Source organism: Lonsdalea populi (assembly GCF_015999465.1).
In the GTDB taxonomy this organism is placed as follows: domain Bacteria; phylum Pseudomonadota; class Gammaproteobacteria; order Enterobacterales; family Enterobacteriaceae; genus Lonsdalea; species Lonsdalea populi.
Genome location: NZ_CP065534.1, coordinates 3,467,452 through 3,493,234, shown reverse-complemented (window position 1 = coordinate 3,493,234; position 25,783 = coordinate 3,467,452). Strand labels below are relative to the sequence as shown.

Below are 25,783 nucleotides of genomic sequence, written 5' to 3'. Positions count from 1 at the left end.
TGGCCATCAATGATTTTTAGTGGGGCTGAATGCGATATTTAATCAAACAGAGACGTTTTCAAAGGGAGAATAAAAGGCAGAAAATGAATTTCTTGTTGAGAGTATAAAAACGAAGAGTGAAAAGCAAAGACGCAGACGGCGGGCCGTGGCGCCGCCTGCCGGTGGCGTCAATTCAGAATGATGTGCGGATAGAACCGAGATAAGTCCTGTGTAATCAACGAGGTATCTTCTCGCAAACCGATACCGCAGGCTTTATCGCCGACCAGCCAGCTGCCGATCAGCGTATAGCTGTCGCCAAATTTCGGCAGCGGATGGTACTGCTGCACGATTTTTCCCTCTTCGCCGTAAGGACCGTCGGCAGAGGCGATTTTCTGACCGTTCTGGACGATCTCGATATTCGCGCCTTCACGTGAAAATAGCGGTTTGACGACATAATTCTCCATCAGCGGATGCTCCTCTTCCGCGAAGTAGGCGGGAAGCAGGTTCGGATGATTGGGGAACATCTGCCAGAGCAGCGGCAGCAGCGCCTTGTTGGAGATAATGCTCTTCCAACCTGGCTCCAGCCAGCGCACGCCCGCGTCGGCCAGCTTGGTGGAAAACGTTTCCCGCAGCATGAATTCCCACGGGTAGAGCTTGAACAGGTTGCTAATCACCTGATCCTGGGGATCGGTGAACTGGCCGCGTTCACCCAGACCGATTTCGTCGATGTAGAGAAAATCCGTCGTGATGCCGGCTTCCTCTGCGCAATCCTGCAAATACTGTACGGTGCCGCGATCTTCCTCGGTGTCCTGACAGCAGGTAAAGTGCAGCATCCCGAAACCATATTGCTGACGCAGCGCGGTGAAGCGTTCAATCAGTTGCTCCTGAATGCTGTTGTACTGATCGGCGTTCTGCGGCAGTTTCCCAGCGTTGATCTGATCTTCCAGCCATCCCCATTGGAAGAATGCCGCCTCGAATAGCGAGGTGGGCGTGTCGGCGTTATTTTCCAACAGTTTCGCCGGATTGATGCCGTCGTAAGCCAAGTCCAGCCGGGAATACAGCGCGGGCTGCTGGCTCTTCCACGATTCACGCACGAAATCCCAGGTGTGCTTGGGGATTCGAAATTGGGTCAGCAGCGCTTCGCTGTTGACGACGTTATCCACCACCTGCAGGCACATTTGGTTAAGCTCTTCCGTCGTAGACTCCAGCTCTTCGATCTGGGCCAGTGTGAACCGATAGTAAGCTTCTTCGCACCAATAGGGTTCGTCGTACATCGTGTGAAAATTGAAGCCGAACTCGGTGGCTTTTTCACGCCAGCCAGGGCGTTCCGCTATCGCTATTCTTTCCATTGTGTCTGAGCCTTACCCACCCATAGAATTGTGGCTGCGGTAACTTGAACCTGAGCGGGAGGCGGTGTTATCTCGCTCTTTTCTCAACTGCTGTTGCTGTCTGGTGATGGACTCGCCGAAGCCGCCGCGCATGGTTGTGGTCGTGGTCGCAGGTTTCGGCGTCATCGCGGTTTTAGGTACGGTGATGGTGCGGCCGGTTGCCGCGCTGCCATAGTTTTTGCCGCTCGCGTCGACGAACTGACCATTCGCCGGGCTAGCCGCCGAACGCGGGCTGAACAGCGGCTGCTGGGCATATCCGCCGCCGCCCATCATGCGGCCCATCATATAGCCCGCCATTAACGGCATCCAGAAGCTGCCGCTTTCCTGCGGCTGCGCCGTCATACCGGCCTGTGCCGGCGAGTTTTGGGCCGATGCGGTGGTCGCGGGGGTCTGAATACACTGCGCTTCGCCGAATTCAGCGACGCAGTCTTCCTGACTCCGATATTTCGGGGCGGTCTTCTCGGCTTCTTTCAGTGCGTTGTTATAGGTTGTGGTGCACTGGTCCTTCATGGACGGGTTGGCGCGAGTACAGTCATCCGCGTTCTGATAGAGGGACACGGTTTCATCCGTCTTTTCGCAGCCCGCCAGCATAAAGATGGACCCCATGGCCAGCGTCAGCGGTGCCAAAGGAAAGCGGCGCCAACTTTTACGGAAGCGATCATAGTTGATGTTGCGTGTTCTTTTCATGGTGTGGTGTCTTCCCGAGGAAAAGGGCATCTTGCCCAACATATCAGTAAAGGTTTGTAGAATAGGTGAACGGCTTGGGTTTTAAAAGCCAAGCACAAGTGGGCGCGGGCTTTTTTACGCAGCTATACAATTCGCAGTAAAGATCATTCGCATTGAAGAGAATTCGCCGTGAAGTGATCCATCGTTAACTGATACGGCGGGAGCACGCTCCCGCCGTATCATGTCAGGATTTGCCAAAAGCGATCAGTGACCGGCCGCGAAAACGGTGCGGGTGCTGTCGTCCTCGGTCGGCGCCGGTGTCGTGGATACCGGTTTGCCCAACGTGGCGTTCAGCGCGCGCAGATCGTTTTCGTTCAGCGTTCCCAGCGCATATTTCAAGTTCAGCTGGTTAATCAGATAGTCGTAACGTGCGCTGGATAGCTGCTGTTTCGCGTTATACAGCGTGGTTGTCGCATCCAGAACGTCAACGATGGTGCGCGTCCCTACCTGATAACCGGCTTCCATGGCGTCTAAAGAACTTTGCGCGGAAACGACGGCCTGCTTATAGGCGGCGATGCTGCTGATGGACGCAGAGATGTTGTTGTAAGACGAACGCAGGGTCTGAACCATGCTGCGGTGCGCGCTCTCCAGATTTTCGCTGGCGGCGACATAGTTATGCTGCGCTTGTTTAACCTGAGAGTTGGTCGCTCCTCCGCTGTACAGCGGAAGGGAGAAACTCAGGCCGACCTGATTCTGCCCGACATCGCTGTCGTTGAAGCTGCCTTCCGCTGAGCGAGACCCGGAATAACGGGTGTTGCTCACGCCGGTTGAGGCGGATAGATCCAACGTCGGCATATAACCGGTCTGCGAGGAACGAATTTGCTCGCGAGCCAGATCCTGGCTCAAACGGGAGGACAACAGGCTCAGGTTGCGGCTTTCCGCCGTTTTCATCAGCGTATTGATAGGCTCGGGTTTTTGAGCCGCGAAGTTGGCGGTATTCACGCTGGCCAGTTCAGGATAGACGTTGCCGGTCACCTGACGCAGCACTTCCATATAGTTGTCCAGCGCATTGCGGGCGGTGACCTCGCTCGCCAGCACGCTGTCGTACTGTGCACGGGCATTCTGCACGTCGGTGATGGCGACCAGACCGACGTTATAGCGCTGAGTGGTTTGATCCAGTTCGCGATAAATAGAGGCTTTCTGGGCGGTGACGTAAGACAGTGAATCAATCGCTCGCAGCACGTTAAAATAGGCGGTGGCGGAATTCAGCAGCAGCGTTTGCTGCGCTGTTTGATAGGTGACGTCTTCGATACCGGCCTGTTTTTCCTGCAGCGTCAGCGCGCGCCACTTGGACATGTCAAACAGGGTTTGGGTCAGTTGCAGCGAGGCGCTCTTCACGTTGTTATTCACGTCTTTGCTGTCACGGAAACCGCTGGTATAGGTATAATCCGCACCCAGACCTAATTGCGGCAACAAGGGAGAACGCGCTTCGTTGATTTTTTCAAAGGCGGCGTCACGAGTCGCTGCAGAACTGCGTAAATCGGGGTTTGTCGTTTTAGCCTGCTGATAAATCTGTAGCAGATCTTCCGCCTGGCTCATAAAGCTGAAGCCGCTCAGACCCAAGCCGATAAGAAGAGGGAGCAATTTCTTCATTTGCATTCCTTGTTGTGCAGCAAAGTTGCTATGGTAGCGCCATCTGGGGACGATTAGTTGCCGATTCTAGCAGAATCTTACAATAAGATGAGGTGGCTGAATGTGCCATCCTGAGGCGACATCCGCGCCCTGACGTATTTTATCGACTGCCGCAAAGTGGGGAAAAATTCCCGTTGATGCGTCCGGTACGGTCAAAAGGCCGTGGGCATAAATTCTCCGTTTTTGACGGTTTCGCTCTGTCGTGACGGCAACGTCTGACGTCAGGTTCGGGTCAATATCGCTTCAATCGACGGGTACTCCGGCCAGCATCCCCAGCAGCAATATACACTGAGATGACGAGACATATCACAGGAGTACAAAGATGGCGTCTTCAAAGACTCGGCCCTTCACCTTTAACAAAGACGATGTTGAAATTATTGCACGTGAAACGCTGTATAAAGGTTTTTTTTCGCTGGACCGCTACCGTTACCGTCACCGCCTGTTCAAGGGGGGCATGAGCGGCGAGGTCAGCCGTGAGATTCTCGAACGCGGCCATGCCGTCGTCTTGCTGCCGTATGACCCGGTGCGCGACGAGGTGGTGTTGATTGAACAGATTCGCATTGCCGCCTACGATACCAGTGATTCGCCGTGGCTGTTTGAGCTGGTCGCAGGCATTATTGATCCCGGCGAAAGCCATGAAGACGTTGCGCGGCGCGAAGCTCAGGAAGAAGCGGGTCTGACGGTAGGGCGTTGCCGCGAGGTGCTCAGCTACCTGGCGAGTCCGGGTGGCACGAGCGAGCGCCTGACCATTATGGTCGGGGAAGTGGATACTCGTACCGCACAGGGCGTGCATGGGCTGGCTGAGGAAAACGAAGATATTCGCGTTCAGGTGGTCAGCCGTGAACAGAGCTATCGCTGGGTCGAAGAGGGTGTGATTGATAACGCAGCCTCTGTCATTGCCTTGCAATGGCTGGCATTGCACCATGAAAAACTGAAAACTGAGTGGGTGGACTGAGTTGATGAAACGTTATACTCCCGACTTTCCCGAAATGATGCGGCTGTGCGAAATGAACTTCGCGCAGTTGCGCCGTCTGCTGCCGCGTCAGGATGAAGTGGGTGAAAAAGTGGAGTATCACGTGCAGCAGGCTCGCTATCGTTTAACGATTCTTGAGTCTACCCGCTACACCTCGCTGGTGGAGATCCAGCAGATTGCGCCAGCGGTAAGCTACTGGAGCCTGCCGACGCTGGTTGTGCGGCTTTATCACGATGCAATGGTCGCGGAAGTGTGTTCCAGTCAGCAGATCTTTCGCTTTAAGGCACGTTATGATTATCCCAATAAAAAGCTACACCAACGTGACGAAAAGCATCAAATCAATCAGTTCCTCGCTGATTGGCTAAAATACTGTTTAGCGTATGGTTCGATGTCGGTTCCGGTTTATTAGACAGATTTCACAGACCAAGGACACCATTTGGAAAGCCTGTTGACACTTCCTGTGGCGCGTGGGGCCAGAATCAGGATTTTACAGATAACAGATACCCACCTGTTTGCTGGCAAGCAGGAAACTCTGCTTGGCGTGGATACCTATCACAGTTATCACGCGGTGCTGGAGGCTATCGCCGCACGGCAACACGACTTCGACCTGATCACCGCCACGGGCGATTTGGCGCAGGACCAGTCGCTGGCGGCGTATGAACACTTCGCCGAGGGGATCCGCCGCTTCAACGCTCCCTGCGTCTGGCTGCCCGGCAATCACGACTTCCAACCGGCGATGGTGGATGCGCTGGCGCTGGCCGGCATCGCGCCGTCCAAACACGTGCTGCTGGGGGAGAGCTGGCAGGTTATCTTGCTGGACAGCCAGGTGTTCGGCGTACCGCATGGCGAGCTGAGCGAGTATCAACTGGAGTGGCTGGAGCGGATACTGAGCGGCCATCCCGAACGCTTTACCCTGCTGATGTTGCACCATCACCCTTTGCCCTCGGGCTGCACCTGGCTCGATCAACACAGCCTGCGCAACGCGCACAGTCTGGATGACGTGCTGTCCCGCTATCCCCTCGTCAACACGGTGCTCTGCGGGCATATTCATCAGGAACTGGATCTGGACTGGCACGGCCGCCGACTGTTGGCGACGCCCTCCACCTGCGTGCAGTTCAAACCGCATTGCACCAACTTCACGATAGACAACGCCGCTCCCGGCTGGCGTTATCTGGACTTATTGCCGGATGGCGGCGTCGAAACGCAGGTTGTCCGTCTGGAAGGCAACGCCTTCCAGCCTGATATGGACTCGGACGGTTACTGATGCCTACCTTGCTTTACCTTCATGGGTTCAATAGTTCGCCCCATTCGGCAAAGGCAACGGCGTTAGGTCGGTGGCTGTCCGAACATCATCCCGACATCGACATGATTGTTCCCCAACTGCCTGCCTACCCGGCGGAAGCGGCAGAGCTGATGGAGAGTCTGGTCATGGAGCGCGCCGGCCGGCCGCTGGGCATCGTGGGCTCCTCGTTGGGGGGATATTACGCCACCTGGCTGTCCCAATGCTTCCTGCTGCCCGCGGTGGTGGTGAACCCCGCCGTCAGGCCGTTCGAGCTGTTGCTCGACCATTTGGGGCCTCAGCACAATCCCTACACCGGCGAGCAATATGTGCTAGAGTCTCGGCACGTTTACGATCTTAAAACTATGCAGGTCGAACCGCTGGAATCCCCGGATCTGCTGTGGTGCCTGCTGCAAACCGGCGATGAACGTCTGGACTACCGGCAGGCCGTGGCCTATTACACCGCCTGTCGTCAGACGGTGGAGTCCGGCGGTAACCACGCGTTTATAGGATTTGAGCACTTTTTTGCGCCTATCGTTGATTTTCTGGGGCTGACCAGGCGCTGACTGCCATGATGTCAATGGCGTGAACGGGCCGGAGCCACAGCGCAGGGGGCCCGTCATCCGAGTGCCGGTTGTACGACGTCATATCATTCAAACAACGACTTAACTCATTCAAACCATGACACAATCAAGTTATAACGCTGACGCCATTGAAGTCCTCAGCGGACTGGAGCCGGTGCGCCGCCGTCCAGGTATGTACACGGATACCTCCCGCCCGAACCACCTGGGACAAGAAGTCATCGATAACAGCGTCGATGAGGCGCTGGCCGGTCATGCGCATCGTATCGAGGTGATTCTGCATGCCGACCAATCGCTGGAAGTCATTGACGACGGCCGCGGAATGCCCGTCGATATCCACCCGGAAGAGGGGGTGCCCGCCGTTGAGCTGATCCTGTGCCGTCTGCATGCAGGCGGTAAATTCTCCAACAAAAGCTATCAGTTTTCCGGCGGTTTGCACGGCGTGGGGATCTCGGTGGTCAACGCCTTGTCTACGCGTGTTGAAGTCACCGTCCGTCGCGGCGGTCAAGTCTACGATATGGCGTTTGAGAACGGCGACAAGGTGAAAGATCTCGACGTGACCGGCACCTGCGGCCGCCGCAATACCGGCACCCGCGTTCATTTCTGGCCCGACGGCAGCTTCTTCGACAGCCCGCGCTTCTCCGTCTCCCGACTGACGCATTTGTTGAAAGCCAAAGCGGTGCTGTGTCCAGGCGTGGAGATCGTCTTCAAAGACGGCGTCAATAATACCGAGCAGCGCTGGTGCTATCAGGACGGACTGAACGACTATCTTTGTGAGGCGGTCAACGGCCTGCCGACGCTGCCGGAGAAGCCATTCACCGGCGCCATCACGGGGGACAGCGAAACGGTTGAGTGGGCGTTGCTGTGGTTGCCGGAAGGCGGAGAGCTGCTGACGGAAAGCTACGTTAACCTGATCCCGACGCTGCAAGGCGGTACGCACGTCAACGGCCTGCGTCAGGGGCTGCTGGACGCGATGCGGGAATTTTGCGAATTCCGCAATATTTTGCCGCGCGGCGTGAAGCTGAGCGCGGACGATATCTGGGAGCGCTGCGCCTACGTCCTGTCCGTAAAAATGCAGGATCCGCAGTTCGCCGGGCAGACCAAAGAGCGTCTGTCGTCACGCCAGTGCGCGGGCTTCGTTTCCGGCGTCGTCAAAGACGCCTTCAGCCTGTGGCTGAACCAGAACGTCCAGGCGGCCGAGCAACTGGCGGAAATGGCGATCTCCAGCGCCCAGCGCCGCCTGCGCGCCGCGAAGAAGGTGGTACGTAAAAAGCTGACCAGCGGACCGGCGCTGCCGGGCAAGCTGGCGGACTGCACGGCGCAGGATCTGAATAAAACCGAACTGTTTCTGGTGGAAGGCGATTCCGCGGGCGGTTCCGCCAAACAGGCGCGTGACCGTGAGTATCAGGCGATCATGCCGCTGAAAGGCAAGATCCTGAATACCTGGGAAGTCTCTTCCGACGAGGTGCTGGCATCGCAGGAAGTTCACGACATCTCCGTGGCGATCGGCATTGATCCGGACAGCGAAGATCTGAGCCAGCTGCGTTACGGTAAAGTCTGCATTCTGGCGGATGCCGACTCGGACGGCCTGCATATCGCCACGCTGTTGTGCGCGCTGTTTGTCCGGCACTTCCGTTCGCTGGTCGCAGGCGGCCATGTGCATGTGGCAATGCCGCCGCTGTACCGTATCGACCTCGGCAAAGAGGTGCACTACGCGCTGGATGAAGAGGAAAAAAACAGCATTCTGGAGCGTCTCAAACGCAAAAAAGGCAAGCCTAACGTGCAGCGCTTCAAAGGTCTGGGCGAAATGAACCCGCTCCAGCTGCGTGAAACGACGCTGGACCCGAACACGCGCCGTCTGGTGCAGTTGACCATCGGCGAAGAGGATGTCGAAAAGACGATGGCGACGATGGATATGCTGTTGGCGAAGAAGCGTTCTGAAGATCGCCGCAACTGGCTACAGGAGAAAGGCGATGAAGCGGAAATTGAGGTCTGACGGCTAACGCAATGGTACTCCGATGAAAGTCACGCTGGAAGAAATGCAGGCGTTCGTCGTGGTGGCGGACAGCGGTTCCTTCACCGCCGCCGCCGACCAACTGGCTCAAACCACCTCCGGCATCAGCCGGGCGTTAAGCCGGCTGGAGAACAAACTCGGCGTCACGCTGCTGCACCGCACGACGCGTCGGCTGGTCTTGTCCGAAGAAGGGCAGCTGTTTTTAGTGCATGCCCGCGGCGTCATTCAGGCGGTAGAGCAGGCGGAAGAGCAACTGGCTCTATCTCGCGAGCAGCCCTGTGGGCGTCTGCGGATCAATGCCGCGACAACCTTTATGCAGCACGTCATCGTCCCCCTCATTCCCGAATTTCGCCGCCGTTATCCGCACATCGTCCTGGAGTTGAATACGGATGATGTCTTTATCGATCTGCTCGAACAGCATACCGATATCGCCATCCGCATCGGCGTACTGCGGGATTCGACGATTCACGCCCGATCGCTCGGCGCCAGTCAGGTGAGCGTCCTGGCCAGCCCGGACTATTTACGGCGACATGGCGCGCCGTGTTCAGTAGAGGCGCTGAATGAGCACACGCTGCTGGGTTTCACTCAATCAGAGAGCTTGAATCAGTGGCCGTTGCGGCACGCGGGCGGAGAGTTCTTCACCATCACGCCGACCATTTCGGCGTCTAACGGGGAAATGCTGCGCCAGCTGGCGCTGCGGGGAGAGGGAATAACCCGGCTGTCGGACTTTATGACCTGCGAGGATGTGGCGGCGGGTCGATTGGTGCAGATTCTGCCGGAGCACACCGTTGATATGCGCCTGCCGGTGAATGCCGTGTATTACCGCGCGCACCCGTTGGCGGGGAGAATCGCCTGCTTTCTTGATTTTCTGAGTGAAGAGATAGCGCAGCATCCGCTATAACCTGGACACAGGAGCGAGGGCCGCGCCGATGAGGATCAGTCGAAGATTTTTCCCAAGTGCTCGCGGTAACGGGCGATGTCGCCGTCGATGTCGGGCTGCTTGATCACGTCGTTGCAGATGAACGTCGGCAAGGCGGCCAGTCCGATGAACTCGTTGGCTTTATGGAACGGCAGGTAGACGCCATCCACGCCGACGCCGTGGAAGAACTGGTCTTTGTCGGTGAACGCTTCCAACGGCGCGTTCCAGGTCAGAGACAGCATATAGGTTTTGCCTTGCAGCAAACCGCCTGAGCCATACTTTTTGCTGTCGTCGGAACGGGTGCGACCGTCGCTGGCATACAGCGAGCCGTGACCCCCGGTAAAGACTTCGTCGATATATTTTTTTAGCGTCCACGGCGCGCCCATCCACCAGCCGGGCATCTGATAGATGATGGTGTCGGCCCACAGGTAATTTTGGACTTCCTGCTGGATATCGTAACCATCGTCTATCTTAGTCACGCGGACATCATCGCCTTTTTCGCGCAGGAAACTGGCCGCCACGTCTGTCATCGTGTCGTTCAGCCGTCCTTTGGAATGGCCAAAAGCTTTTCCCGCATTGATAAGCAAAATGTTGTGCATAGCCGTTATCCCACCTTCGATGAGTCATTAATGAATAGAAGAGTAGTGTATTCAGCGGCGTGGGGGAGAAAAATGTGCGGTAGCGCACAACACTTTTGACTAAACAGCAATAATCACACGCCAATACCCGGATGCAACGGCCGTACCGGGCACTGTGACAGTCAGCCACAAGTTGCGGTACTATCGCGGGCAGTTTCTATCACACTGACGGGGTTGATCTGTTTAGGACAGCCAACGCCACGGTTTAAGGACAATGAATGAGTGAATTGACTCATGACGGCGCAGAACGCCTTGCGCTGCACACGTTTACAGAGAACGCCTATCTCAACTACTCCATGTACGTCATCATGGATAGGGCGCTGCCGTTTATCGGCGACGGCCTGAAGCCGGTTCAGCGCCGCATCGTCTATGCGATGTCCGAGCTGGGATTGAACGCCAGCGCCAAATTCAAGAAATCCGCTCGAACCGTCGGCGACGTGCTGGGTAAATACCATCCGCACGGCGACAGCGCCTGTTATGAAGCGATGGTGCTGATGGCCCAGCCGTTCTCCTATCGCTATCCGCTGGTCGACGGTCAGGGAAACTGGGGCGCGCCGGACGATCCGAAGTCCTTCGCCGCGATGCGTTACACCGAATCCCGCCTGTCTAAATACGCCGAAGTGCTGCTGGGCGAGCTGGGTCAGGGGACGGTGGACTATACGCCGAACTTCGACGGCACGATGCAGGAGCCGAAAATGCTGCCGGCCCGGCTGCCGAACGTGCTGCTGAACGGTACCACCGGCATCGCCGTCGGGATGGCGACGGATATACCGCCGCACAACGTGCGTGAAATCGTCGCCGCCACGGTCGCGCTGATCGACAATCCGGACGCGACGCTGGAGGAGCTGCTGGAGCGGGTGCAGGGACCGGACTTCCCGACCGAAGCGGAAATCATCACGCCGCGCGAAGAGCTGCGTAAGATGTATCGGACTGGTCGCGGCTCCGTCCGCATGCGTGCCGTGTGGAAGAAAGAAGATGGCTCCGCCGTAATCACCGCGCTGCCCCATCAGGTGTCCGGCGCCAAGGTGCTGGAGCAGATTGCCAGTCAGATGCGCGCCAAGAAGCTGCCGATGCTGGAAGATCTGCGGGATGAGTCGGACCACGAAAACCCGACGCGTCTGGTGCTGGTTCCCCGCTCGAACCGTATCGATCTGGAGATGGTGATGAACCACCTGTTCGCCACCACCGATCTGGAAAAAAGCTACCGCATCAACATGAACATGATCGGTCTGGATGCTCGGCCCAGCGTGAAAGGGCTGCGCGAGATCCTGACGGAATGGCTGGTCTTCCGACGCGCCACCGTCCGGCGTCGGCTCGACTACCGGCTAGAGAAGGTGCTTAAACGCCTGCATATTTTGGAAGGTCTTCTGGTCGCGTTCCTGAATATCGACGAAGTGATCCACATCATCCGCACCGAAGACGAACCTAAGCCGGTATTGATGAAGCAGTTCAGCCTGAGCGAAACGCAGGCGGAAGCGATTCTCGAACTGAAACTCCGTCACCTTGCCAAACTGGAAGAAATGAAAATCCGCGGCGAGCAGGATGACTTGGCGAAAGAGCGCGATCAGCTGCAGGCCCTGCTGGCCTCCGAGCGCAAACTCAACACGCTGCTGAAAAAAGAGATCGAGGCCGACGCCAAGGCGTACGGCGACGAGCGCCGTTCGCCGCTGCGCGAGCGTGGCGAAGCGAAGGCGATGAATGAGCACGACCTGCTGCCGTCCGAGCCGGTGACGATTGTCCTGTCTGAGATGGGCTGGGTGCGCAGTGCCAAAGGCCATGATATCGATCCTGCCGGGCTGAGCTATCGCGCCGGCGATACGTTCCGGGCGGCTGCGCGCGGGAAGAGCAACCAGCCCGTGGTCTTCATCGACACCACCGGCCGCAGCTATGCGCTCGACCCGCTGACGTTGCCATCGGCCAGAGGGCAGGGCGAGCCGCTGACCGGCAAGCTGACGCCGCCGCCGGGCGCGACGGTGGAACAGGTGCTGATGGCGGCGGACGACCAGCGCTTGCTGCTCTCTTCCGACGCCGGCTACGGCTTTATTTGCACCTTCAGCGATCTGGTGGCGCGCAACCGCGTTGGGAAAAGCGTGCTGACGCTGCCGAACAACGCGAAGGTCATGCCGCCGCTGAGCGTCCATAGCGACGACGACTTGTTGTTGACGATCACCGCCGCCGGGCGAATGCTGCTCTTCCCTGTGACGGACCTGCCGCAGTTATCGAAAGGAAAGGGCAACAAAATCGTCTCCATCCCTGCCGCTCAGGCGGCCAGCGGCGAAGACAAGATCGGCTGGCTGTTTATCATCACGTCGAAGTCCTCCGTGACGCTGTATGTGGGTAAACGCAAGCTGACCCTGCGGCCGGAAGATTTGCAGAAATTCCGTGCGGAACGCGGCCGTAAAGGCACGCTGTTGCCGCGCGGCCTGCAACGGGTGGATCGGGTAGAAGTGGTATCTCCGCCGGCCCCCGAGGATAAGAGCGGCGACGCCTAACGCGCGCGCGTTATCAGCGCCGCGGCAATCGCGGCTGAGATAACTGACGCCTTATTTTTCGGTGTGTTTCACCGGGGGATAAGGCGTTTTTAGGTTGTGCTTCTGACCACGGCGTTCATGCTGAATATTGGATACATTCAAAAGCAAGGTTCGCCGTGTGTTTTGGAAGGAAGCCGCTATACTACCGGCGGCAGTTGGCTAATGAGGTTGTTATGGTATTTCTTCTTCGCTTTGTGGTCGTGATAGTGTCCGCTATCCTGATTTGTCTGTTTGGCTTTATCTACTGTTTATTCAGCCCGAGAAATCCACAGCACGTATCGACTTTTGGTCGTATGTTCGGCCGGCTTTCGCGGTTATTCGGCCTGAAGGTCGAAATTCGCGTTCCTGACGATGTCTCTCGCTATGGCGACTGTATCTACATCGCCAATCATCAGAACAACTATGACATGATCACGGCGGCCAACGTCGTACAGCCACGCACCATTACGGTCGGTAAAAAGAGCCTGTCCTGGATCCCGTTTTTCGGCCCGTTGTACTGGATTACCGGCAACCTGCTGATTGACCGTGACAACCGCGCGCGCGCGCACGGCACCATTGCGCAGGTGGTGCAGCACATCAAAGAACAGCATATTTCCGTGTGGATGTTTCCGGAAGGCACCCGCAGCCGCGGGCGCGGCCTGATGCCGTTTAAAACCGGCGCTTTCCATGCGGCCATTGGCGCGGGCGTTCCCGTGGTGCCGATCTGCATCTCCAACACGCATAACAAAGTCAAGCTCAATCGCTGGAACAACGGCCTGGTCATCGTCGAAATGCTGCCGCCGGTGGATTGCAGCGCCTACGGTAAGGATCAGGTCCGGGAACTGGCGGCGCACTGTCACGCGGTGATGGCTGAAAAAATTCAGCAGCTCGATGCGGAAGTCGCCGCTCGGGAAGCCGCTAAAAAACGGTAGCCGTTAGTCCAGCCGCACGGTCCGGTGGCGGCGTATCAGCAGCTCTGTACTGCCTTCGGGAAGTGATAGGCAGCATGCGGTTTTACAGGTTTTCGGAGTGATTATGTCATTAAGCCGGCGTCAGTTTCTTCGGGCATCGGGTGTGGCCCTGTGTTCCAGTGCCATACCGTTGACGGCCAAGGCTGATGTTTCTACCAACATGTTACCTATTCCCCCTCTCATCGAGTCCCGTCGCGGGCAGCCGGTCTTTCTGACCCTACAGCGCGCACACTGGGTTTTTTCCGGCAATCGCAAAGTTGCGGTCTGGGGAATCAACGGCCGTTATCTCGGCCCCACGGTCCGGGTGTACAGCGATGATGACGTCAAGCTGATTTACAGTAACCGCTTGTCTGAGCCGGTATCGATGACCGTCAGCGGTTTGCAGGTGCCGGGCTCGCTGATGGGGGGCGCTGGCCGCATCATTCCGGCCGGTATGGACTGGTCGCCGGTGTTGCCGATCCGCCAGCCAGCCGCCACCTGCTGGTATCATGCCAATACGCCGAACCGCATGGCGCCGCATGTCTATAACGGTCTGGCGGGCCTGTGGCTGGTGGAAGATCGCATCAGCCAATCGTTGCCGATCCCCAACCATTATGGCGTCGACGATTTTCCGCTGATAATTCAGGACAAACGGCTCGACGGCTTTGGCACGCCGCAGTACGACCCGCCGAGCCACGGCGGTTTCGTCGGCGACATCCTACTGGTCAACGGCATGCAGACCCCGTTTGTCGAGGTGTCTCGCGGCTGGGTGCGACTGCGGTTGCTGAACGCTTCCAACGCGCGCCGCTACGTTTTAAAGATGAGCGATGGCCGACCAATGCATCTGATCGCCAACGATCAGGGTTTCCTACCCGCGCCGCTGGCGTTGAACCTGCTGCCAATCGCGCCGGGCGAACGTCGTGAAATCCTGATCGATATGTCGAAAGGCGACCAGGTGACGCTGACCGCCGGCGAGTCTGCCGGCATTATGGACCGCCTGCGCGGCCTGTTCGAGCCGTCCTCGATTCTGGTCTCCGGTCAGATTCTGACCCTGAAGCCGACCGGGATGCTGCCGCTGGTGACCGACACGCTGCCGATGCGGCTGATGGCGGACAACATTGTAGATAGCACCATCAGCCGCACCCGTGAATTCCGGCTGGGCGATACCTTACCGGGCATCAATGGCGCGATGTGGGATATGAACCGGACGGATGTGCAGACGCAGGCCGGGCGCTGTGAGCGCTGGCTCGTGCATGCGGATACGGCGCAGCCCTTCCATATTCAGGGTGCTTCCTTCCTGGTGCGCAGCGTTAACGGCGGCAGAATTCCGCCGGAAGATAATGGCTGGAAAGATACGGTATGGGTGGAGAACGACGTGGAACTGCTGGTGTACTTCAATCAGCCTTCCGTCGACCTTTTCCCGTTCCTGTACTATAGCCATACGCTGGAGATGGCCGACAAAGGATCGGCCGGGCAACTGGTGGTGCAGGCGAACGCCTAAGCGCGTTCGCCCGATGAGGTTAGTGATGCGGCTCTGCGCTGGGGGCTGTGGCGAAACGCCGTTGCAGCTCCTGCCAGTCCGGCGCGCCGTTCGCGCCGGGCCGTGATACCACGCAGGCGGCGATGCGATTCGCCAGATCCACCGCGTCGGCCAGCGGCCAGTGCGCCGACAGTGCGGCCAGCAGCCCGCCGCTGTGCGCATCACCGGCACCGATGGTATCGACCACCTCCACCGGATAGATCGGCGCGTGGCGAGGGGACTCTCCCGGTACGCACAGCCAGGCGCCGTCCTTATCCAACCGGCAAATCAGCGTGAGATGATGGCGGGCGGCGTACTCTGCGGACAGCGCGATAGGATCGCCGTCGCCGCACAGGAAGCGGGTTTCATCCCGGTTCAGCGTCAGCAGAGTATTTGTATTGTCCAACGCCTGGATAAAGGCGGGGGGAACGTCTGCGATACGCGGCCCCAGATCCACGAGCTTGCGCTGAGGTTGGGCCAGCAGCCAGTCGCGCAGCAGCGCGCCGTTTTCACCGCTCAGCTCGTAGCCGCTGGTATAGATCAGCGCGTCTTCCGGAATGACCAACTGAGCCAGCTTCTCCTTCGACCACTGCGACTCGCAGCCTGAAACCGATATAAACGTGCGTTCTCCGTTCTCTTCGGCCAGCGCGAGGCACCAGCCGTTATCCTGATCATCGCTGCGGAGCCGCACGTCCAACCCCAGCGCGGCCATCTCCGCCGCGACGCGTTGACTCCACGGTCCGTTGCCTACGGTCATTCCGTTGATGACCGGCACCTGAAGTTGACGGAGGGCGCGGGCGACGTTGAATGCGCAGCCGCCGATCTGGTAGCCCAGATCTTTCGCTTCAATATCTTCTCCGCTCTTCGGCAGCCGCTTCACGGCCATGACGTTGTCGCCGACAGCAGCGCCGATCACCACCACAGGCGTGGTGGCATGAAAGTCCTTCTTCATGATTTCTCCTTGGGTTTACACAGCAAATACAGACCGTACGTCGCCAGGCTGATGCCAAAGGAAAGGAAAATGCCCAGGCTGGAATTGGCGAAAATCCCGACCGCCAGCGGACCGTCGATAAATCCGGTTTTGGTGACCAGCAGGCCGCAGACCGATCCTAAGAGCCAGCAGCCCAGCGGGATCCAGCGTAAGCCGCGGTTTTCTCCGTTCAGGCCGAAGAGCGACGCGGCGGAATAGCCGCGATGCTGCCGCAGGCTCAGATAGTCGAGGATGAACATCGCCGCCCATGAGCCGAGGAACACGCCGCAAAAGATCAGGAATGAAATAAATGGCGTGAGAAAATCGCCGGAAACGAACAGGACGTAAATCGCTACGCCCAGCATCAGAATGGCGTCGATGGTCACCGCCACCGACTGGCGGACTTTAATGCCGATGGTCAGCAGGTTAAGGCTGGCTGAATAGAGGCTCAGTACCGCGATGGTGACGACGCCCGCGGTGGCGGTCAACAGATAGGGAACGGACATCCACGACGGAAGCACGGTGCCGATCAGCGCGATGGGATTGGCAGAACTGGCAAGATCCTTCAGTTGGGAAGAGAGCAATATGCCCGCCAGCATCAGCAGGACCAGCGGCAGGCAGGCGCCGCCGACCACGGCGGAGAAAATGCTGCGGCGCGGCGTGGACGGATGTTGATAGCGGCTGTAGTCCGCCCCCGCGATGGCCCAGCCGATCCCGGTGCCTGCGGCGATGACGGAAACCGCCGGCAGGAAGCCGGTCAGCCAACTGCCGGACGGCATCGCCAGCACCTGCTGCCACGGCGTATTGAACAGAATGTAGATGACTACAATCAGCGTCATGGTGCCGAAAATTTTACTGAACCCATTCTGCATCGCGAAAAGCACGTTTTGTCCGAGCAGGCTGACGATGATGGTCAGGCCGGCGAACAGCACCAGACAGATAGCGGTCAGCGTGTGGCTGGCGCTGAAACCGACGGCTTCAAACAGCGCGGCCAGCGTCATGGTGCCGGTAATGACGTTGACGGCTTCCCAGCCGATCAGGTTGAACCAGCTAAACGCGGTGGGGGCGATGTTGCCGCGTAGACCAAAGATGACGCGGGAGAGCGTTAGGGTCGAGGTGCGGCCGGTTTGTCCGGCAAAGGAGGTATAGCCGACGAGAGAGAAACTCGCGACGCCGACGACGGCGGCCAGGACGGATTGAATGAAGGAGAGTCCGAAGGAGACGATGATGGCGCCGTAAACGATGCCGAGGATGCCGATGTTGGCGGCGCACCAGGTCCAGAAAAGCTGTAGCGGGGTGCCCGTGCGTTCGGCTTCGGGCACCAGATCAATGCCGGTTTCTTCTACCTTCCAACCTTTGGATGAAGGTTGTGTATCACCTCGTTGCGTTCCATCCATTCCAATGTGCTCCTCTTTATTCTGAATGCATAAATTTTTGCAGCATGAGGAGTGAAGTCAATCTGATTGGCCTGATTGATGATGGAAACCCATGCTGCGGGAAAGGCATTGATGCCTTGAAGCGCACCGCAAATCGCGGTAGCCATAGCGCCGATTGTATCCGTATCGCCGCCAAGATTGGCAGCTAATATAGCGCAGCGTTGAGGATGGGTGACAGCCAGTTCGACCAGCGCCAGCGCCATCGGCACGGATTCCAGCGTATCCATGCCTGCGCCCAGCGTATCGTAAAGCTCCGAGAGCGCCAGGGCGTCCGGAACATGACGTAGCGTGGCGGCCAGGCTGAATGCCTGTTCGATGCGGCGGCTCAGCTTTGGACTGAAGGTGGTGATGCGCTGCAGTTGGACTTCCTCCGCCAACCGCGGCAGTTCATTCTTGATCGTCTTCCACTCCGCGCCGTCAACGGCACGGCTGACGGCCCAGGCAATCACGACCGCGCCGGCAACGGCGATATCGGACTGATGCGTCGGGCTACAGGACAGACGCACCGCGTGGATAAACGCGGCCTTGTCGGCAGTGGACATCAGGCAGCCCATCGGCGCGACGCGCATGGCGGCGCCATTAGTCACGCCATTGGCGTTGATTTCATGCACGGGCGTGCCGGAACGAATGGCGTTCAACGCCGCCTTGGAGCTGGGGCCGAGCACGTTTTTTTCGAATGCGTTGATGCGCGTCGCCCACGCCAGAATATGTCTGGCGATGCGTTCCGGTTCGATGGCGCCTTTGGCTTCAATCACGGCGTTGATCAGCGCGATAGCCTGTTGGGTGTCGTCGGTGAATTCTCCTGCGATAAAACCGCAGGCGGCAATGTTGGAGTCTGGTCCCGGCAGAAAGCGATCGATCCAGCCAAAGTGCTGGCGGACCCGTTCCTGAGGCCAAAGTTCTGATGGCATCCCCATCGCGTCACCCGCCGCTTGCCCATAGAGACAACCGAGGATGGCGTCGTGGGGATATTTTATTTCGGTCATGAAGACCCCTGGTGTTGGCTTAGTTTCCTAATACCGTGGCTAATGTATAAAAAGCGTGCGTTAATTGCAAGTCCAATTTAAAGCCTTTATGATGCCAATGTAAATCCTAAGTCTATTACCCTGCATATTATGAGTATCCGTCGGTGGGGATTTGATAAAAAATTGCCTCATTTAAGACCCTAACCACAAGGCAACTATGGAAAAATTTTTTATTCAATTACGGTCCTTGCTGGACAAGCCGTCATCCGCTCCGCGCTACATGCAACTGGCGGAAGCGCTCGAACTCGCCATTCAGCAACGGCGTGATCTCAGCGGGCATTTTTTGCCGCCGGAGCGCCAGCTTGTGCAACTGTTGGGACTATCCCGCGTCACCGTTTCCCGTTCTCTGGCGCTGCTTGAGCATAAAGGGTTGATTCTCCGCCAGCAGGGCGTCGGCACGCGCATCGTTCTCCAGATCGGCTATGCGCTGACCAGCGATGAACCGGGTTTCTCCGCGCTGGTTCACGAGCGGGGCGGCGTAGCCAGCAACAATTGGTTGGAACGTATCACCGACGTCGCCATCACCCCGACATTGGCGCTGACGATGCATCTTCCGGCAAGCACCGTGTTAACCAAACTTCGTCGCGTCAGGCTGCTGAATGATGAGCCTGCGTCGCTCGAGACGGTATGGATCCCACAGCGGTGGTTACCGAAACCGGAAGAGATTGAACATTCTCTGTACGGCTATTGGCGCGAGCGGCAAATCTTTCCAGAAAATCGGCGTTATCGTCTTCGTGCCGTTAGCGCCACGCGGGAAATTTCGAAACTGCTAAAAGTGCCAAACGGCATGCCGCTGCTGTTTAGCCGTCAGCACACCTTCGACGCCAAGGGCGAATTATTGGAATACTGCGAAATTTATTGCCGTAGCGATGTCTACGAATTTGAAGTGTCTGACTAACGTCCTCGCGGGGGGCAGCACCGGGCTGGCCGGCGCTGCGACGGGACGGTATTACGCCTCAGCGGGAGGCTGATCCGGATCGGGCCCCAGACGCTTGCCGCTGTCCAGCGTGGCTATCTGACTTAATTCCTCTTGCTCCAGTTTAAAATCCAATACATCAAAGTTCTCGCGGATGCGTGCCGGTGTCACCGATTTCGGGATCACCACTAATCCGTTATCAAGGTGCCAGCGGATCACAATCTGCGCTGGCGTCTTGCCGTATTTTTTCGCCAAATCCCGGATAATGGGCGTATCAAACACGCCTTTACCGCCCTGCGCCAACGGGCTCCAGGACTCTGTCTGAATGTGGTGCGTGGTATTCCAGGCATGCAGCGAGCGCTGTTGCAGCAGCGGATGCAGTTCTATCTGGTTGATGACCGGCATCACGCCAGTGGCTTCTTTAAGACGCTGAAGATGGTGCGGATGGAAGTTGCTGACGCCGATGCTTTTGGTCAGCCCCTGTTCCTGCAGTCGGATCAAGCCCCGCCAGGCCTCGATATAGGTATCCTCGGCGCTGCCTTTAGGCGGCCAGGGCCAGTGGATCAGGTAGAGGTCGACATAGTCCAGCTTTAGCTTGCGCAGGCTCTCCGTCAGCGCCTGTGCCGGGCGGCCTTGGTCGCTGTTCCAGAGTTTGGTGGTGATATACAGCTCATTGCGCGGCAGCCCCACGGACTGTAACGCTTCGCCCACGGCGGCCTCATTTTGGTAGATGGCCGCGGTATCTATGGCCTTATAACCCGTGTTCAGCGCTTCATTCACCGCAACGATCGTTTCTTCATGGCTGGCTTGCCATACGCCCAGCCCCAACTGCGGGAGGGTTTTGCCGTCACTCAGTTTAATGATGGGTTGTGTCGTCATAGCATTCTCCTTGTTCCGGCCCGACCACAAAGCGCGGTCGATGCAGACTGCAGATTCGCTTTCCGGCTTGTCGTAAAGCGAATACCGGCGGTTTCCGCGAGGTGAGAAACCGCCGGAGTGCTCGTCGCCGCAGGGGGATGCTCTCCCGATCCGCAGCGCTAAACAGCAGTGTAGCTGAAAGCTGAAGGGGTGCGCGTTGCCCTAGCGAGCGGCCTCATAGACGCGTTGACTGTCGGAAAGCGTAATGTCCTTGTGTTCGCCCAGCGCCGTCATGCCGTGCTCCTTAAGTTTTTCCACCAGCGCCGGGATGCTGCTGCCGTCCAACTGATAGTCCGACATCCGAGTGGGGACGCCCATACGTTCGAAAAACTCGCGGGTGGCTTCAATGGCGCCGTCAATCCGTTGCTCTTCGCCGCCGTCACGGAGGTTCCATACCCGTTCAGCGTACTGTAGCAGTTTATGCCGTTTCTGCGCTTTACGGTCGCGCAGCATAGCTGGCAGAACGACTGCCAATGTCTGCGCATGATCCAGACCGTGCATGGCGGTCAGCTCATGGCCCAGCATATGAGTAGACCAGTCTTGCGGCACGCCCGCCCCGATCAGTCCGTTCAACGCCAAGGTTGCGCTCCACATAACATTGGCGCGCACGGCATAGTTATCCGGTTCTTTCAGCGCCCGCGGACCTTCTTCAATGAGCGTCAGCAGCAGCCCTTCCGCGAAGCGATCCTGCACTTTCGCGTCGACCGGATAGGTTAGATATTGCTCCAGCGTATGTACAAAGGCATCGACGACGCCGTTGGCAATCTGGCGTTCAGGCAAAGTATAGGTGACGACCGGGTCCAGCACGGCAAACTGCGGGCGAACCAATGGCGTATGAAACGCCTGCTTATCGCCGCTGGCTTTCCGCGTGATCACCGCGCCGCTGTTGGACTCGGAGCCGGTCGCCGGCAGCGTCAGCACCACGCCGATAGGCAGCGTTTGGGCGACGTCTCGTCCGTGAGTCTGCAGGATATGCCACGGATCTTCCGACGCCGTGTAGTTCGCCGCCGCGGCAATGAATTTGGTGCCGTCCGCGACCGAACCGCCGCCCACGGCGAGCAGGAAGTCGATGTGTTCCTGGTGAACCACATCGACGGCCTTCATCAGCGTTTCGTAAGTCGGGTTGGGTTCAACGCCGGAAAACTCGGTGATGGTGCGGCCCGCCAATGCGTCGTGGACCTGACCGAGCACGCCGTTGCGTTTGATGCTGCCGCCGCCGTAGACGATCAGAATACGCGCGTCTTCAGGAATTTCGGCGGCAATGTTGGCGATCTGTCCCTCTCCGAACAAAATTTTTGTCGGGGTATGCAGGGTAAAATTGTTCATAGATTACTTATCCAGTTTGAAGCCTTGCTGAAGCAGGGCGGGCAGGACTTCGGGGAAGTAAATATGCTGATAATAGTCTGCGGTGTTGGCGCCCCAGGCGGCGCCGTCGGTGCGGCCGATCTTTCCCCAGTGCTTTGTCAGCGTTTCGTCGTATTGCTTGATGGCGTCGTTCAACGTGTCGTCCCGATATACTTCTTCGTGACGGAAGGTGCTGATGGGGAGCCGCGGTTTTTGGTGCGCAGGCTGGTCGACGTAGCCAATTACCAGTCCTACCAGTGGGAAGGTGTGCTCCGGCAACTCGAGCAGTTCGATCATCGCCTGGGGATTGCGGCGGACGCCGCCGATGGGCACGATGCCCAGCCCATAGGAATGGGCGGCGGCGATCAGACTGCCAAGGGCGATGCCCACATCGGTACTGCCGGAGACGATGCTCTCCACGCTTTCATGGGCATGCTGCTCGAAGCCCGCCAGAGCAATGGCGCGCTCGCTTTTATGCATGTCCAGCACCAGCGTCAGGAAGACCGGGGCCTGGGCTATCCAGGTTTGTCCGCCAGCCAGTTCGGCGATGCGGGCGCGTCGCGCCGGATCGCGAGTGACGATAACGGAAACCTGCTGTGAATTCACGGAGGTGGGGGAGAGGTAGGCGGCGTCGATGATCGCGGAAAGGATGTCTTCGGGGATTGTTTTGTCCAGATAGCTGCGTTCGCTACGATGGCTCTTTAATAACTTAATTGTCTCGTTCATTCTCCACCCCTTTTAGTGTTGATTATCTTCTCTTCGCCGGATTGTCCGACGGCGTTGTCTGTTATTCATTCTCGGGATCTGCCGGCGCGGGTACAATGCACATTTCTGTTTCGTTATTGCCTATTTCTGCAAACGAGTGCAGGAATTGATGATTGAAGGCCGGATTTATGTCATTTTATTGCCATAATCTGCAAAAGGTGAAGATATGCAAAGCGAAACGCATCGCCAGCGGCTGGCGAACATGGCCAGGCAATACGTGGGGCAGGGCTGTGTCACCGTCACGCCGATCCCGCAGGTCAGGGTTATCTACGCCGAAGAGCACTGTGTGCGTCGGCCGGTGATGTATGACCCCAGTATCGTCATCATGTTTCAGGGTCATAAGGTCGGATATATGGGCGAAAAGACCTTTCGCTATGATCCGGAAAACTATCTGCTGATGACGGTGCCGTTGCCGTTTGAGTGCGAAACATTCGCCACGACGGAGCATCCGCTGATCGGCCTCTCGATTCGCATGGAAAGCGCGATGTTGCAGGATCTGCTAATGGATCTCGGCGACGATGAGTGCCCGGATCGTCCGCGCTCCGATACCACCGGCGTATGCAGCGTACCGTTGTGCGACAAGATGTTGTGTGCAGCGGAGCGGTTGCTGGAGGCGATGGCGACGCCCAGAGACGCCAGAGTGCTGGGGCCGGGGATTGTCCGGGAGGTCATCTATCATGTGCTCTGCGGCGTCGGCGGGGCGGCGCTGCAGGCGGTGGTCAACCGGCATACCCACTTTAGCCAGATCGCGCGTGCGCTACGGCGTATCGAACACGACTATGCGGACAGCCTGAACGTAGAGCAGTTGGCGGCGGACGTGAATATGAGCGTGTCGGCCTTCCATCATAATTTCAAGGCGGTGACGAATACCTCGCCGCTGCAATATCTGAAGTCTTACCGCTTACACAAGGCGCGGCTAATGATGTTGCATGATGGGCTGAAAGCCAGCGCGGCGGCGCTGCAGGTAGGTTATGAAAGCCCGTCGCAGTTTAGCCGGGAGTTTAAACGCTATTTCGGCACGACGCCGGGCGACGAGGTGATTCGGTTACGGTCGGGCAGCACGTTGGTGGAAGGTAACTAACTTGCGTCGCCGCACAGGCGTTCAGCCCGGCGGCGGAAGGTGGCGTCAGACGCTGACGCGTTTTTTACGCCAAAGTATGACGGCGATACCGACTAAACTGCTGACCAGCAGCACGACCGGCAGCAAGCACAGCCCGGTCATCACCTGGTCTTCGTAGCGTTTCACCAGCGGAATATGGCTGATGGCGTAGCCCAGCGAGACAATGCCGCAGACCCACAGCAGGCCGCTTAGCCAGTTGAAAACCTGAAAACGAGTATTGCTCAGCCCGGAAATCCCGGCGATGGTCGGAAGCAGCGTGCGAACAAACGCCAGAAAACGGCCGATTAACAGCGCCACCAGTCCGTGCCGATGAAACAGCGAATAAGCGCGCTGGTGATAATGCACCGGCAGTTGTCCCAGCCAGGTTTTGACCAGTCGGGTATGGCCCAGCCATCGCCCTTGCAGATAACTGAGCCAGCAGCCCAGGCTGGCCGCAATGGTCAGCAGCACCATGGTTGGGATGAAACTCATCACGCCTTTGGCGATCATGGCGCCCGTCAGCAGCAGCAAGCTGTCTCCGGGTAGGAAAGACGCCGGCAACAGGCCATTCTCAAGAAACAAGGTAACGAAGAGAATGCCGTAGACCACCCAAATCACGTGAGGATCGGCCAGTGCGCTGAAATCCTGCTGCCATAGCGCCTGAATTATTTCGTGAACAACACTCATTTTGCGTCCTGTCTGGTTTTGCTGGAATCCCCTGAGGTGAACAACGTATTGCTGCTCCGTGCCGCGGTTCGGGTACGTAATTAGGGTGAAAAACGTGGGTTTGTCGTTATAACTGCCGTACAACGACCATAATACACGTTTCCCCCATTCAACCGCAGCGAAATCAGGGGATGTAGCGCGACAGAAACCTTTACGATTCCTGAATTCTTCTGAACCCGTCGGCGAGATCCTCGATCAGATCGTCGCAATCTTCCAGTCCGATATGTAACCGAATCAACGTTCCGTTGAAATCAACGCCGCCGGCCGGTCGGATTTTGGCTAGCTCATCCGGCTGATTAGCCAGAATCAGCGATTCGAAACCGCCCCAAGAATAGGCCATGCTGAAGTGGTTGAAGTTATCAAGATAGCTGGCCAACTGGGCTGGCGTGAGTTTTTGTTTTAAAACAAACGAAAAAAGCCCGTTGCAGCCGCTGAAGTCGCGCGCGAAGGTCGCGTGGCCTTTACATTCCGGCAGCGCAGGGTGATTGACGACATCGACTTCCGGACGTTCCGCCAGCCAGCGCGCGATGCGCAAACTGCTTTCCTGATGCTGCTTCAGACGGACCCCCAGCGTACGCAGGCCGCGGCTAGCGATATAGGCGCTGTCGGCGTCCGCCATCTGTCCCATCAGATAAGACTGCTCGCGCAGTCTGTCCCAGCAGCGCGCATTGGAGACCGCGGTGCCAAGCATGGCGTCGGAATGCCCGACGATGTACTTGGTGCCGGACTGCACGGAGATATCCACCCCGGCATCCAACGCCTTAAACAGGATGCCCGCCGCCCAGGTGTTGTCCATGATGATGACGATCTCCGGGTTGACGCGGCGCACGGCGGTGACAATGGCGGGTACGTCCTGCACTTCCATCGTGATGGAGCCTGGGGATTCCAGAAATACCACTTTGGTTTCCGGCTGGATCAACTTGGCGATGTCGCCGCCGACCAGCGGGTCGAAATAGGTGGTGCTGATGTCCATCCTGCCCAGCACTTTGTTACAAAAGTCCTGTGTTGGCTCGTAGGCGGAGCCGGTCACCAGCAGATGGTCGCCCGCGGAGACAAATGACAGGATGGCGTTGGCGACAGCCGCTGCGCCGCAGGGATATAACGCGCAGCCCGCGCCGTTTTCCAGCTCAGCCATGGCTTCCTGAAGAGAGAAGTGCGTCAGCGTCCCTCGGCGGCCGTAGAACAGCGCGCCGTTGGCGCGATTGATGGTCGCCTGTTTCTTGTCTTGCACGCTGTCGAAGACCAGCGAGGAGGCTCGCTGAATCACGGGATTAACCGAACCTTGGGTAAATTTCTTCTGTCTCCCGGCGGATACCAGTGCTGTGGCGGTTTTTTTACTCGTCATGCTTCACCTGTTGCTCATCGGCCTTGATGGCTCCTGTCATTGAGGAGCGCGGCGGTTTTAACTCTTTAACACCTTTCTCTTTACGTTATCATGGCTGACACCGAGTGTGTCGGGCGGAAGGCTAAAAAGCA

23 protein-coding genes are annotated in these 25,783 nt (G+C 57.9%); 11 read left to right on the top strand and 12 right to left on the bottom strand.

Annotated elements, in window-relative coordinates; all coding sequences use genetic code 11:
- Positions 1–167 precede the first annotated feature (167 nt).
- The 3 genes from I6N93_RS15430 to tolC form a co-directional block, all read right to left on the bottom strand.
- Positions 168–1,328, bottom strand: a complete 1,161-nt coding sequence (locus I6N93_RS15430) for a glutathionylspermidine synthase family protein (RefSeq protein ID WP_085685764.1) — start codon at positions 1,326–1,328, stop codon at positions 168–170.
- A 12-nt stretch (positions 1,329–1,340) separates the two neighbouring features.
- Positions 1,341–2,054, bottom strand: a complete 714-nt coding sequence (locus tag I6N93_RS15425) for a DUF1190 family protein (RefSeq protein ID WP_085685762.1) — start codon at positions 2,052–2,054, stop codon at positions 1,341–1,343.
- Between the two features lie 243 nt (positions 2,055–2,297).
- Positions 2,298–3,686: an outer membrane channel protein TolC gene (gene tolC / locus I6N93_RS15420; protein WP_085685760.1), complete on the bottom strand. Its 1,389-nt coding sequence runs from the start codon at positions 3,684–3,686 to the stop codon at positions 2,298–2,300.
- Positions 3,687–4,047: 361 nt separating this feature from the next.
- On the opposite strand from tolC, the gene nudF reads away from it, so the two are divergent.
- The 6 genes from nudF to I6N93_RS15390 all read left to right on the top strand — a co-directional run bounded on the left by nudF (position 4,048) and on the right by I6N93_RS15390 (position 9,473).
- On the top strand, positions 4,048–4,680 hold the full coding sequence (nudF, locus tag I6N93_RS15415; protein WP_085685758.1) for an ADP-ribose diphosphatase: 633 nt from the start codon (positions 4,048–4,050) through the stop codon (positions 4,678–4,680).
- A gap of 4 nt (positions 4,681–4,684) precedes the next feature.
- Positions 4,685–5,107, top strand: coding sequence for a DUF1249 family protein (locus I6N93_RS15410; protein ID WP_026744045.1), 423 nt, complete (start codon positions 4,685–4,687; stop codon positions 5,105–5,107).
- Positions 5,108–5,134: 27 nt separating this feature from the next.
- On the top strand, positions 5,135–5,962 hold the full coding sequence (gene cpdA, locus I6N93_RS15405) for a 3',5'-cyclic-AMP phosphodiesterase (protein WP_085685756.1): 828 nt from the start codon (positions 5,135–5,137) through the stop codon (positions 5,960–5,962).
- Positions 5,962–6,543, top strand: a complete 582-nt coding sequence (yqiA, locus tag I6N93_RS15400; RefSeq protein ID WP_112103960.1) for an esterase YqiA — start codon at positions 5,962–5,964, stop codon at positions 6,541–6,543. The genes cpdA and yqiA overlap by 1 nt, the downstream gene beginning before the upstream one ends.
- 115 nt (positions 6,544–6,658) lie before the next feature.
- Entirely contained in the window at positions 6,659–8,554 is a 1,896-nt protein-coding gene (parE, locus tag I6N93_RS15395; RefSeq protein ID WP_085685754.1) for a DNA topoisomerase IV subunit B, read from the top strand.
- Between the two features lie 22 nt (positions 8,555–8,576).
- Complete coding sequence (locus I6N93_RS15390; RefSeq protein WP_085685752.1) at positions 8,577–9,473, top strand: LysR substrate-binding domain-containing protein; 897 nt, start codon at positions 8,577–8,579, stop codon at positions 9,471–9,473.
- 35 nt (positions 9,474–9,508) lie between these two features.
- On the opposite strand, the gene I6N93_RS15385 is transcribed toward I6N93_RS15390, so the two are convergent.
- Positions 9,509–10,090, bottom strand: coding sequence for an NAD(P)H-dependent oxidoreductase (locus I6N93_RS15385; RefSeq protein WP_085685750.1), 582 nt, complete (start codon positions 10,088–10,090; stop codon positions 9,509–9,511).
- 257 nt (positions 10,091–10,347) lie between these two features.
- Here I6N93_RS15385 and parC point away from each other — a divergent pair, with 257 nt between their 5' ends.
- The 3 genes from parC (at position 10,348) to ftsP (ending at position 15,090) form a co-directional block, all read left to right on the top strand.
- Positions 10,348–12,621 carry a DNA topoisomerase IV subunit A gene (gene parC, locus I6N93_RS15380; protein ID WP_085685748.1) on the top strand — a complete coding sequence of 758 codons (2,274 nt, stop codon included), beginning with the start codon at positions 10,348–10,350 and terminating at the stop codon, positions 12,619–12,621.
- A 212-nt stretch (positions 12,622–12,833) separates the two neighbouring features.
- Positions 12,834–13,571, top strand: a complete 738-nt coding sequence (locus I6N93_RS15375) for a 1-acylglycerol-3-phosphate O-acyltransferase (RefSeq protein WP_085685746.1) — start codon at positions 12,834–12,836, stop codon at positions 13,569–13,571.
- A 103-nt stretch (positions 13,572–13,674) separates the two neighbouring features.
- Positions 13,675–15,090, top strand: a complete 1,416-nt coding sequence (gene ftsP / locus I6N93_RS15370; protein ID WP_085685744.1) for a cell division protein FtsP — start codon at positions 13,675–13,677, stop codon at positions 15,088–15,090.
- Between the two features lie 19 nt (positions 15,091–15,109).
- On the opposite strand, the gene I6N93_RS15365 is transcribed toward ftsP, so the two are convergent.
- The 3 genes from I6N93_RS15365 to I6N93_RS15355 are packed head-to-tail and all read right to left on the bottom strand — an operon-like array spanning position 15,110 to position 18,500.
- Positions 15,110–16,060, bottom strand: a complete 951-nt coding sequence (locus I6N93_RS15365) for a PfkB family carbohydrate kinase (RefSeq protein WP_085685742.1) — start codon at positions 16,058–16,060, stop codon at positions 15,110–15,112.
- Positions 16,057–17,475: a purine-cytosine permease family protein gene (locus I6N93_RS15360; RefSeq protein WP_085685740.1), complete on the bottom strand. Its 1,419-nt coding sequence runs from the start codon at positions 17,473–17,475 to the stop codon at positions 16,057–16,059. Before I6N93_RS15360 ends, I6N93_RS15365 begins: the two co-directional genes overlap by 4 nt.
- On the bottom strand, positions 17,421–18,500 hold the full coding sequence (locus tag I6N93_RS15355; RefSeq protein WP_085685738.1) for an ADP-ribosylglycohydrolase family protein: 1,080 nt from the start codon (positions 18,498–18,500) through the stop codon (positions 17,421–17,423). Before I6N93_RS15355 ends, I6N93_RS15360 begins: the two co-directional genes overlap by 55 nt.
- A 196-nt stretch (positions 18,501–18,696) precedes the next feature.
- Between I6N93_RS15355 and I6N93_RS15350 the strand changes: the two genes are divergently transcribed.
- Positions 18,697–19,437 carry a GntR family transcriptional regulator gene (locus I6N93_RS15350; RefSeq protein ID WP_085685736.1) on the top strand — a complete coding sequence of 247 codons (741 nt, stop codon included), beginning with the start codon at positions 18,697–18,699 and terminating at the stop codon, positions 19,435–19,437.
- A gap of 51 nt (positions 19,438–19,488) precedes the next feature.
- Here I6N93_RS15350 and dkgA read toward each other — a convergent pair whose 3' ends face one another.
- The 3 genes from dkgA to I6N93_RS15335 all read right to left on the bottom strand — a co-directional run bounded on the left by dkgA (position 19,489) and on the right by I6N93_RS15335 (position 22,443).
- Positions 19,489–20,334, bottom strand: coding sequence for a 2,5-didehydrogluconate reductase DkgA (dkgA, locus tag I6N93_RS15345; protein WP_085685734.1), 846 nt, complete (start codon positions 20,332–20,334; stop codon positions 19,489–19,491).
- Between the two features lie 201 nt (positions 20,335–20,535).
- Positions 20,536–21,699, bottom strand: coding sequence for an alcohol dehydrogenase (yqhD, locus tag I6N93_RS15340; RefSeq protein ID WP_085685732.1), 1,164 nt, complete (start codon positions 21,697–21,699; stop codon positions 20,536–20,538).
- Positions 21,700–21,702: 3 nt separating this feature from the next.
- Positions 21,703–22,443, bottom strand: a complete 741-nt coding sequence (locus I6N93_RS15335) for an NADPH-dependent oxidoreductase (RefSeq protein WP_085685730.1) — start codon at positions 22,441–22,443, stop codon at positions 21,703–21,705.
- A gap of 205 nt (positions 22,444–22,648) precedes the next feature.
- On the opposite strand from I6N93_RS15335, the gene I6N93_RS15330 reads away from it, so the two are divergent.
- Positions 22,649–23,563 (top strand): AraC family transcriptional regulator, encoded by a 915-nt coding sequence (locus I6N93_RS15330; RefSeq protein WP_085685729.1) that lies wholly within the window; start codon positions 22,649–22,651, stop codon positions 23,561–23,563.
- Between the two features lie 45 nt (positions 23,564–23,608).
- On the opposite strand, the gene I6N93_RS15325 is transcribed toward I6N93_RS15330, so the two are convergent.
- Both I6N93_RS15325 and metC read right to left on the bottom strand, forming a co-directional pair.
- Positions 23,609–24,268 (bottom strand): DedA family protein, encoded by a 660-nt coding sequence (locus tag I6N93_RS15325; RefSeq protein ID WP_085685727.1) that lies wholly within the window; start codon positions 24,266–24,268, stop codon positions 23,609–23,611.
- A gap of 190 nt (positions 24,269–24,458) precedes the next feature.
- A complete protein-coding gene (gene metC, locus I6N93_RS15320) occupies positions 24,459–25,652 on the bottom strand; it encodes a cystathionine beta-lyase (protein WP_085685725.1) in 1,194 nt (397 codons plus the stop codon).
- Positions 25,653–25,783 lie beyond the last annotated feature (131 nt).

What these genes read in the sequence shown, in the direction of transcription:
- I6N93_RS15375 (WP_085685746.1), top strand. Translation starts at nt 12,834, where the DNA reads ATGGTATTTCTTCTTCGCTTTGTGGTCGTGATAGTGTCCGCTATCCTG.
- metC (WP_085685725.1), bottom strand. Translation starts at nt 25,652, where the DNA reads ATGACGAGTAAAAAAACCGCCACAGCACTGGTATCCGCCGGGAGACAG.
- I6N93_RS15390 (WP_085685752.1), top strand. Translation starts at nt 8,577, where the DNA reads ATGAAAGTCACGCTGGAAGAAATGCAGGCGTTCGTCGTGGTGGCGGAC.
- tolC (WP_085685760.1), bottom strand. Translation starts at nt 3,686, where the DNA reads ATGAAGAAATTGCTCCCTCTTCTTATCGGCTTGGGTCTGAGCGGCTTC.
- I6N93_RS15355 (WP_085685738.1), bottom strand. Translation starts at nt 18,500, where the DNA reads ATGACCGAAATAAAATATCCCCACGACGCCATCCTCGGTTGTCTCTAT.
- yqhD (WP_085685732.1), bottom strand. Translation starts at nt 21,699, where the DNA reads ATGAACAATTTTACCCTGCATACCCCGACAAAAATTTTGTTCGGAGAG.
- I6N93_RS15385 (WP_085685750.1), bottom strand. Translation starts at nt 10,090, where the DNA reads ATGCACAACATTTTGCTTATCAATGCGGGAAAAGCTTTTGGCCATTCC.
- yqiA (WP_112103960.1), top strand. Translation starts at nt 5,962, where the DNA reads ATGCCTACCTTGCTTTACCTTCATGGGTTCAATAGTTCGCCCCATTCG.
- ftsP (WP_085685744.1), top strand. Translation starts at nt 13,675, where the DNA reads ATGTCATTAAGCCGGCGTCAGTTTCTTCGGGCATCGGGTGTGGCCCTG.
- I6N93_RS15350 (WP_085685736.1), top strand. Translation starts at nt 18,697, where the DNA reads ATGGAAAAATTTTTTATTCAATTACGGTCCTTGCTGGACAAGCCGTCA.
- I6N93_RS15425 (WP_085685762.1), bottom strand. Translation starts at nt 2,054, where the DNA reads ATGAAAAGAACACGCAACATCAACTATGATCGCTTCCGTAAAAGTTGG.
- dkgA (WP_085685734.1), bottom strand. Translation starts at nt 20,334, where the DNA reads ATGACGACACAACCCATCATTAAACTGAGTGACGGCAAAACCCTCCCG.
- I6N93_RS15335 (WP_085685730.1), bottom strand. Translation starts at nt 22,443, where the DNA reads ATGAACGAGACAATTAAGTTATTAAAGAGCCATCGTAGCGAACGCAGC.
- I6N93_RS15325 (WP_085685727.1), bottom strand. Translation starts at nt 24,268, where the DNA reads ATGAGTGTTGTTCACGAAATAATTCAGGCGCTATGGCAGCAGGATTTC.
- parE (WP_085685754.1), top strand. Translation starts at nt 6,659, where the DNA reads ATGACACAATCAAGTTATAACGCTGACGCCATTGAAGTCCTCAGCGGA.
- I6N93_RS15410 (WP_026744045.1), top strand. Translation starts at nt 4,685, where the DNA reads ATGAAACGTTATACTCCCGACTTTCCCGAAATGATGCGGCTGTGCGAA.
- I6N93_RS15365 (WP_085685742.1), bottom strand. Translation starts at nt 16,060, where the DNA reads ATGAAGAAGGACTTTCATGCCACCACGCCTGTGGTGGTGATCGGCGCT.
- parC (WP_085685748.1), top strand. Translation starts at nt 10,348, where the DNA reads ATGAGTGAATTGACTCATGACGGCGCAGAACGCCTTGCGCTGCACACG.
- nudF (WP_085685758.1), top strand. Translation starts at nt 4,048, where the DNA reads ATGGCGTCTTCAAAGACTCGGCCCTTCACCTTTAACAAAGACGATGTT.
- I6N93_RS15430 (WP_085685764.1), bottom strand. Translation starts at nt 1,328, where the DNA reads ATGGAAAGAATAGCGATAGCGGAACGCCCTGGCTGGCGTGAAAAAGCC.
- I6N93_RS15330 (WP_085685729.1), top strand. Translation starts at nt 22,649, where the DNA reads ATGCAAAGCGAAACGCATCGCCAGCGGCTGGCGAACATGGCCAGGCAA.
- I6N93_RS15360 (WP_085685740.1), bottom strand. Translation starts at nt 17,475, where the DNA reads ATGGATGGAACGCAACGAGGTGATACACAACCTTCATCCAAAGGTTGG.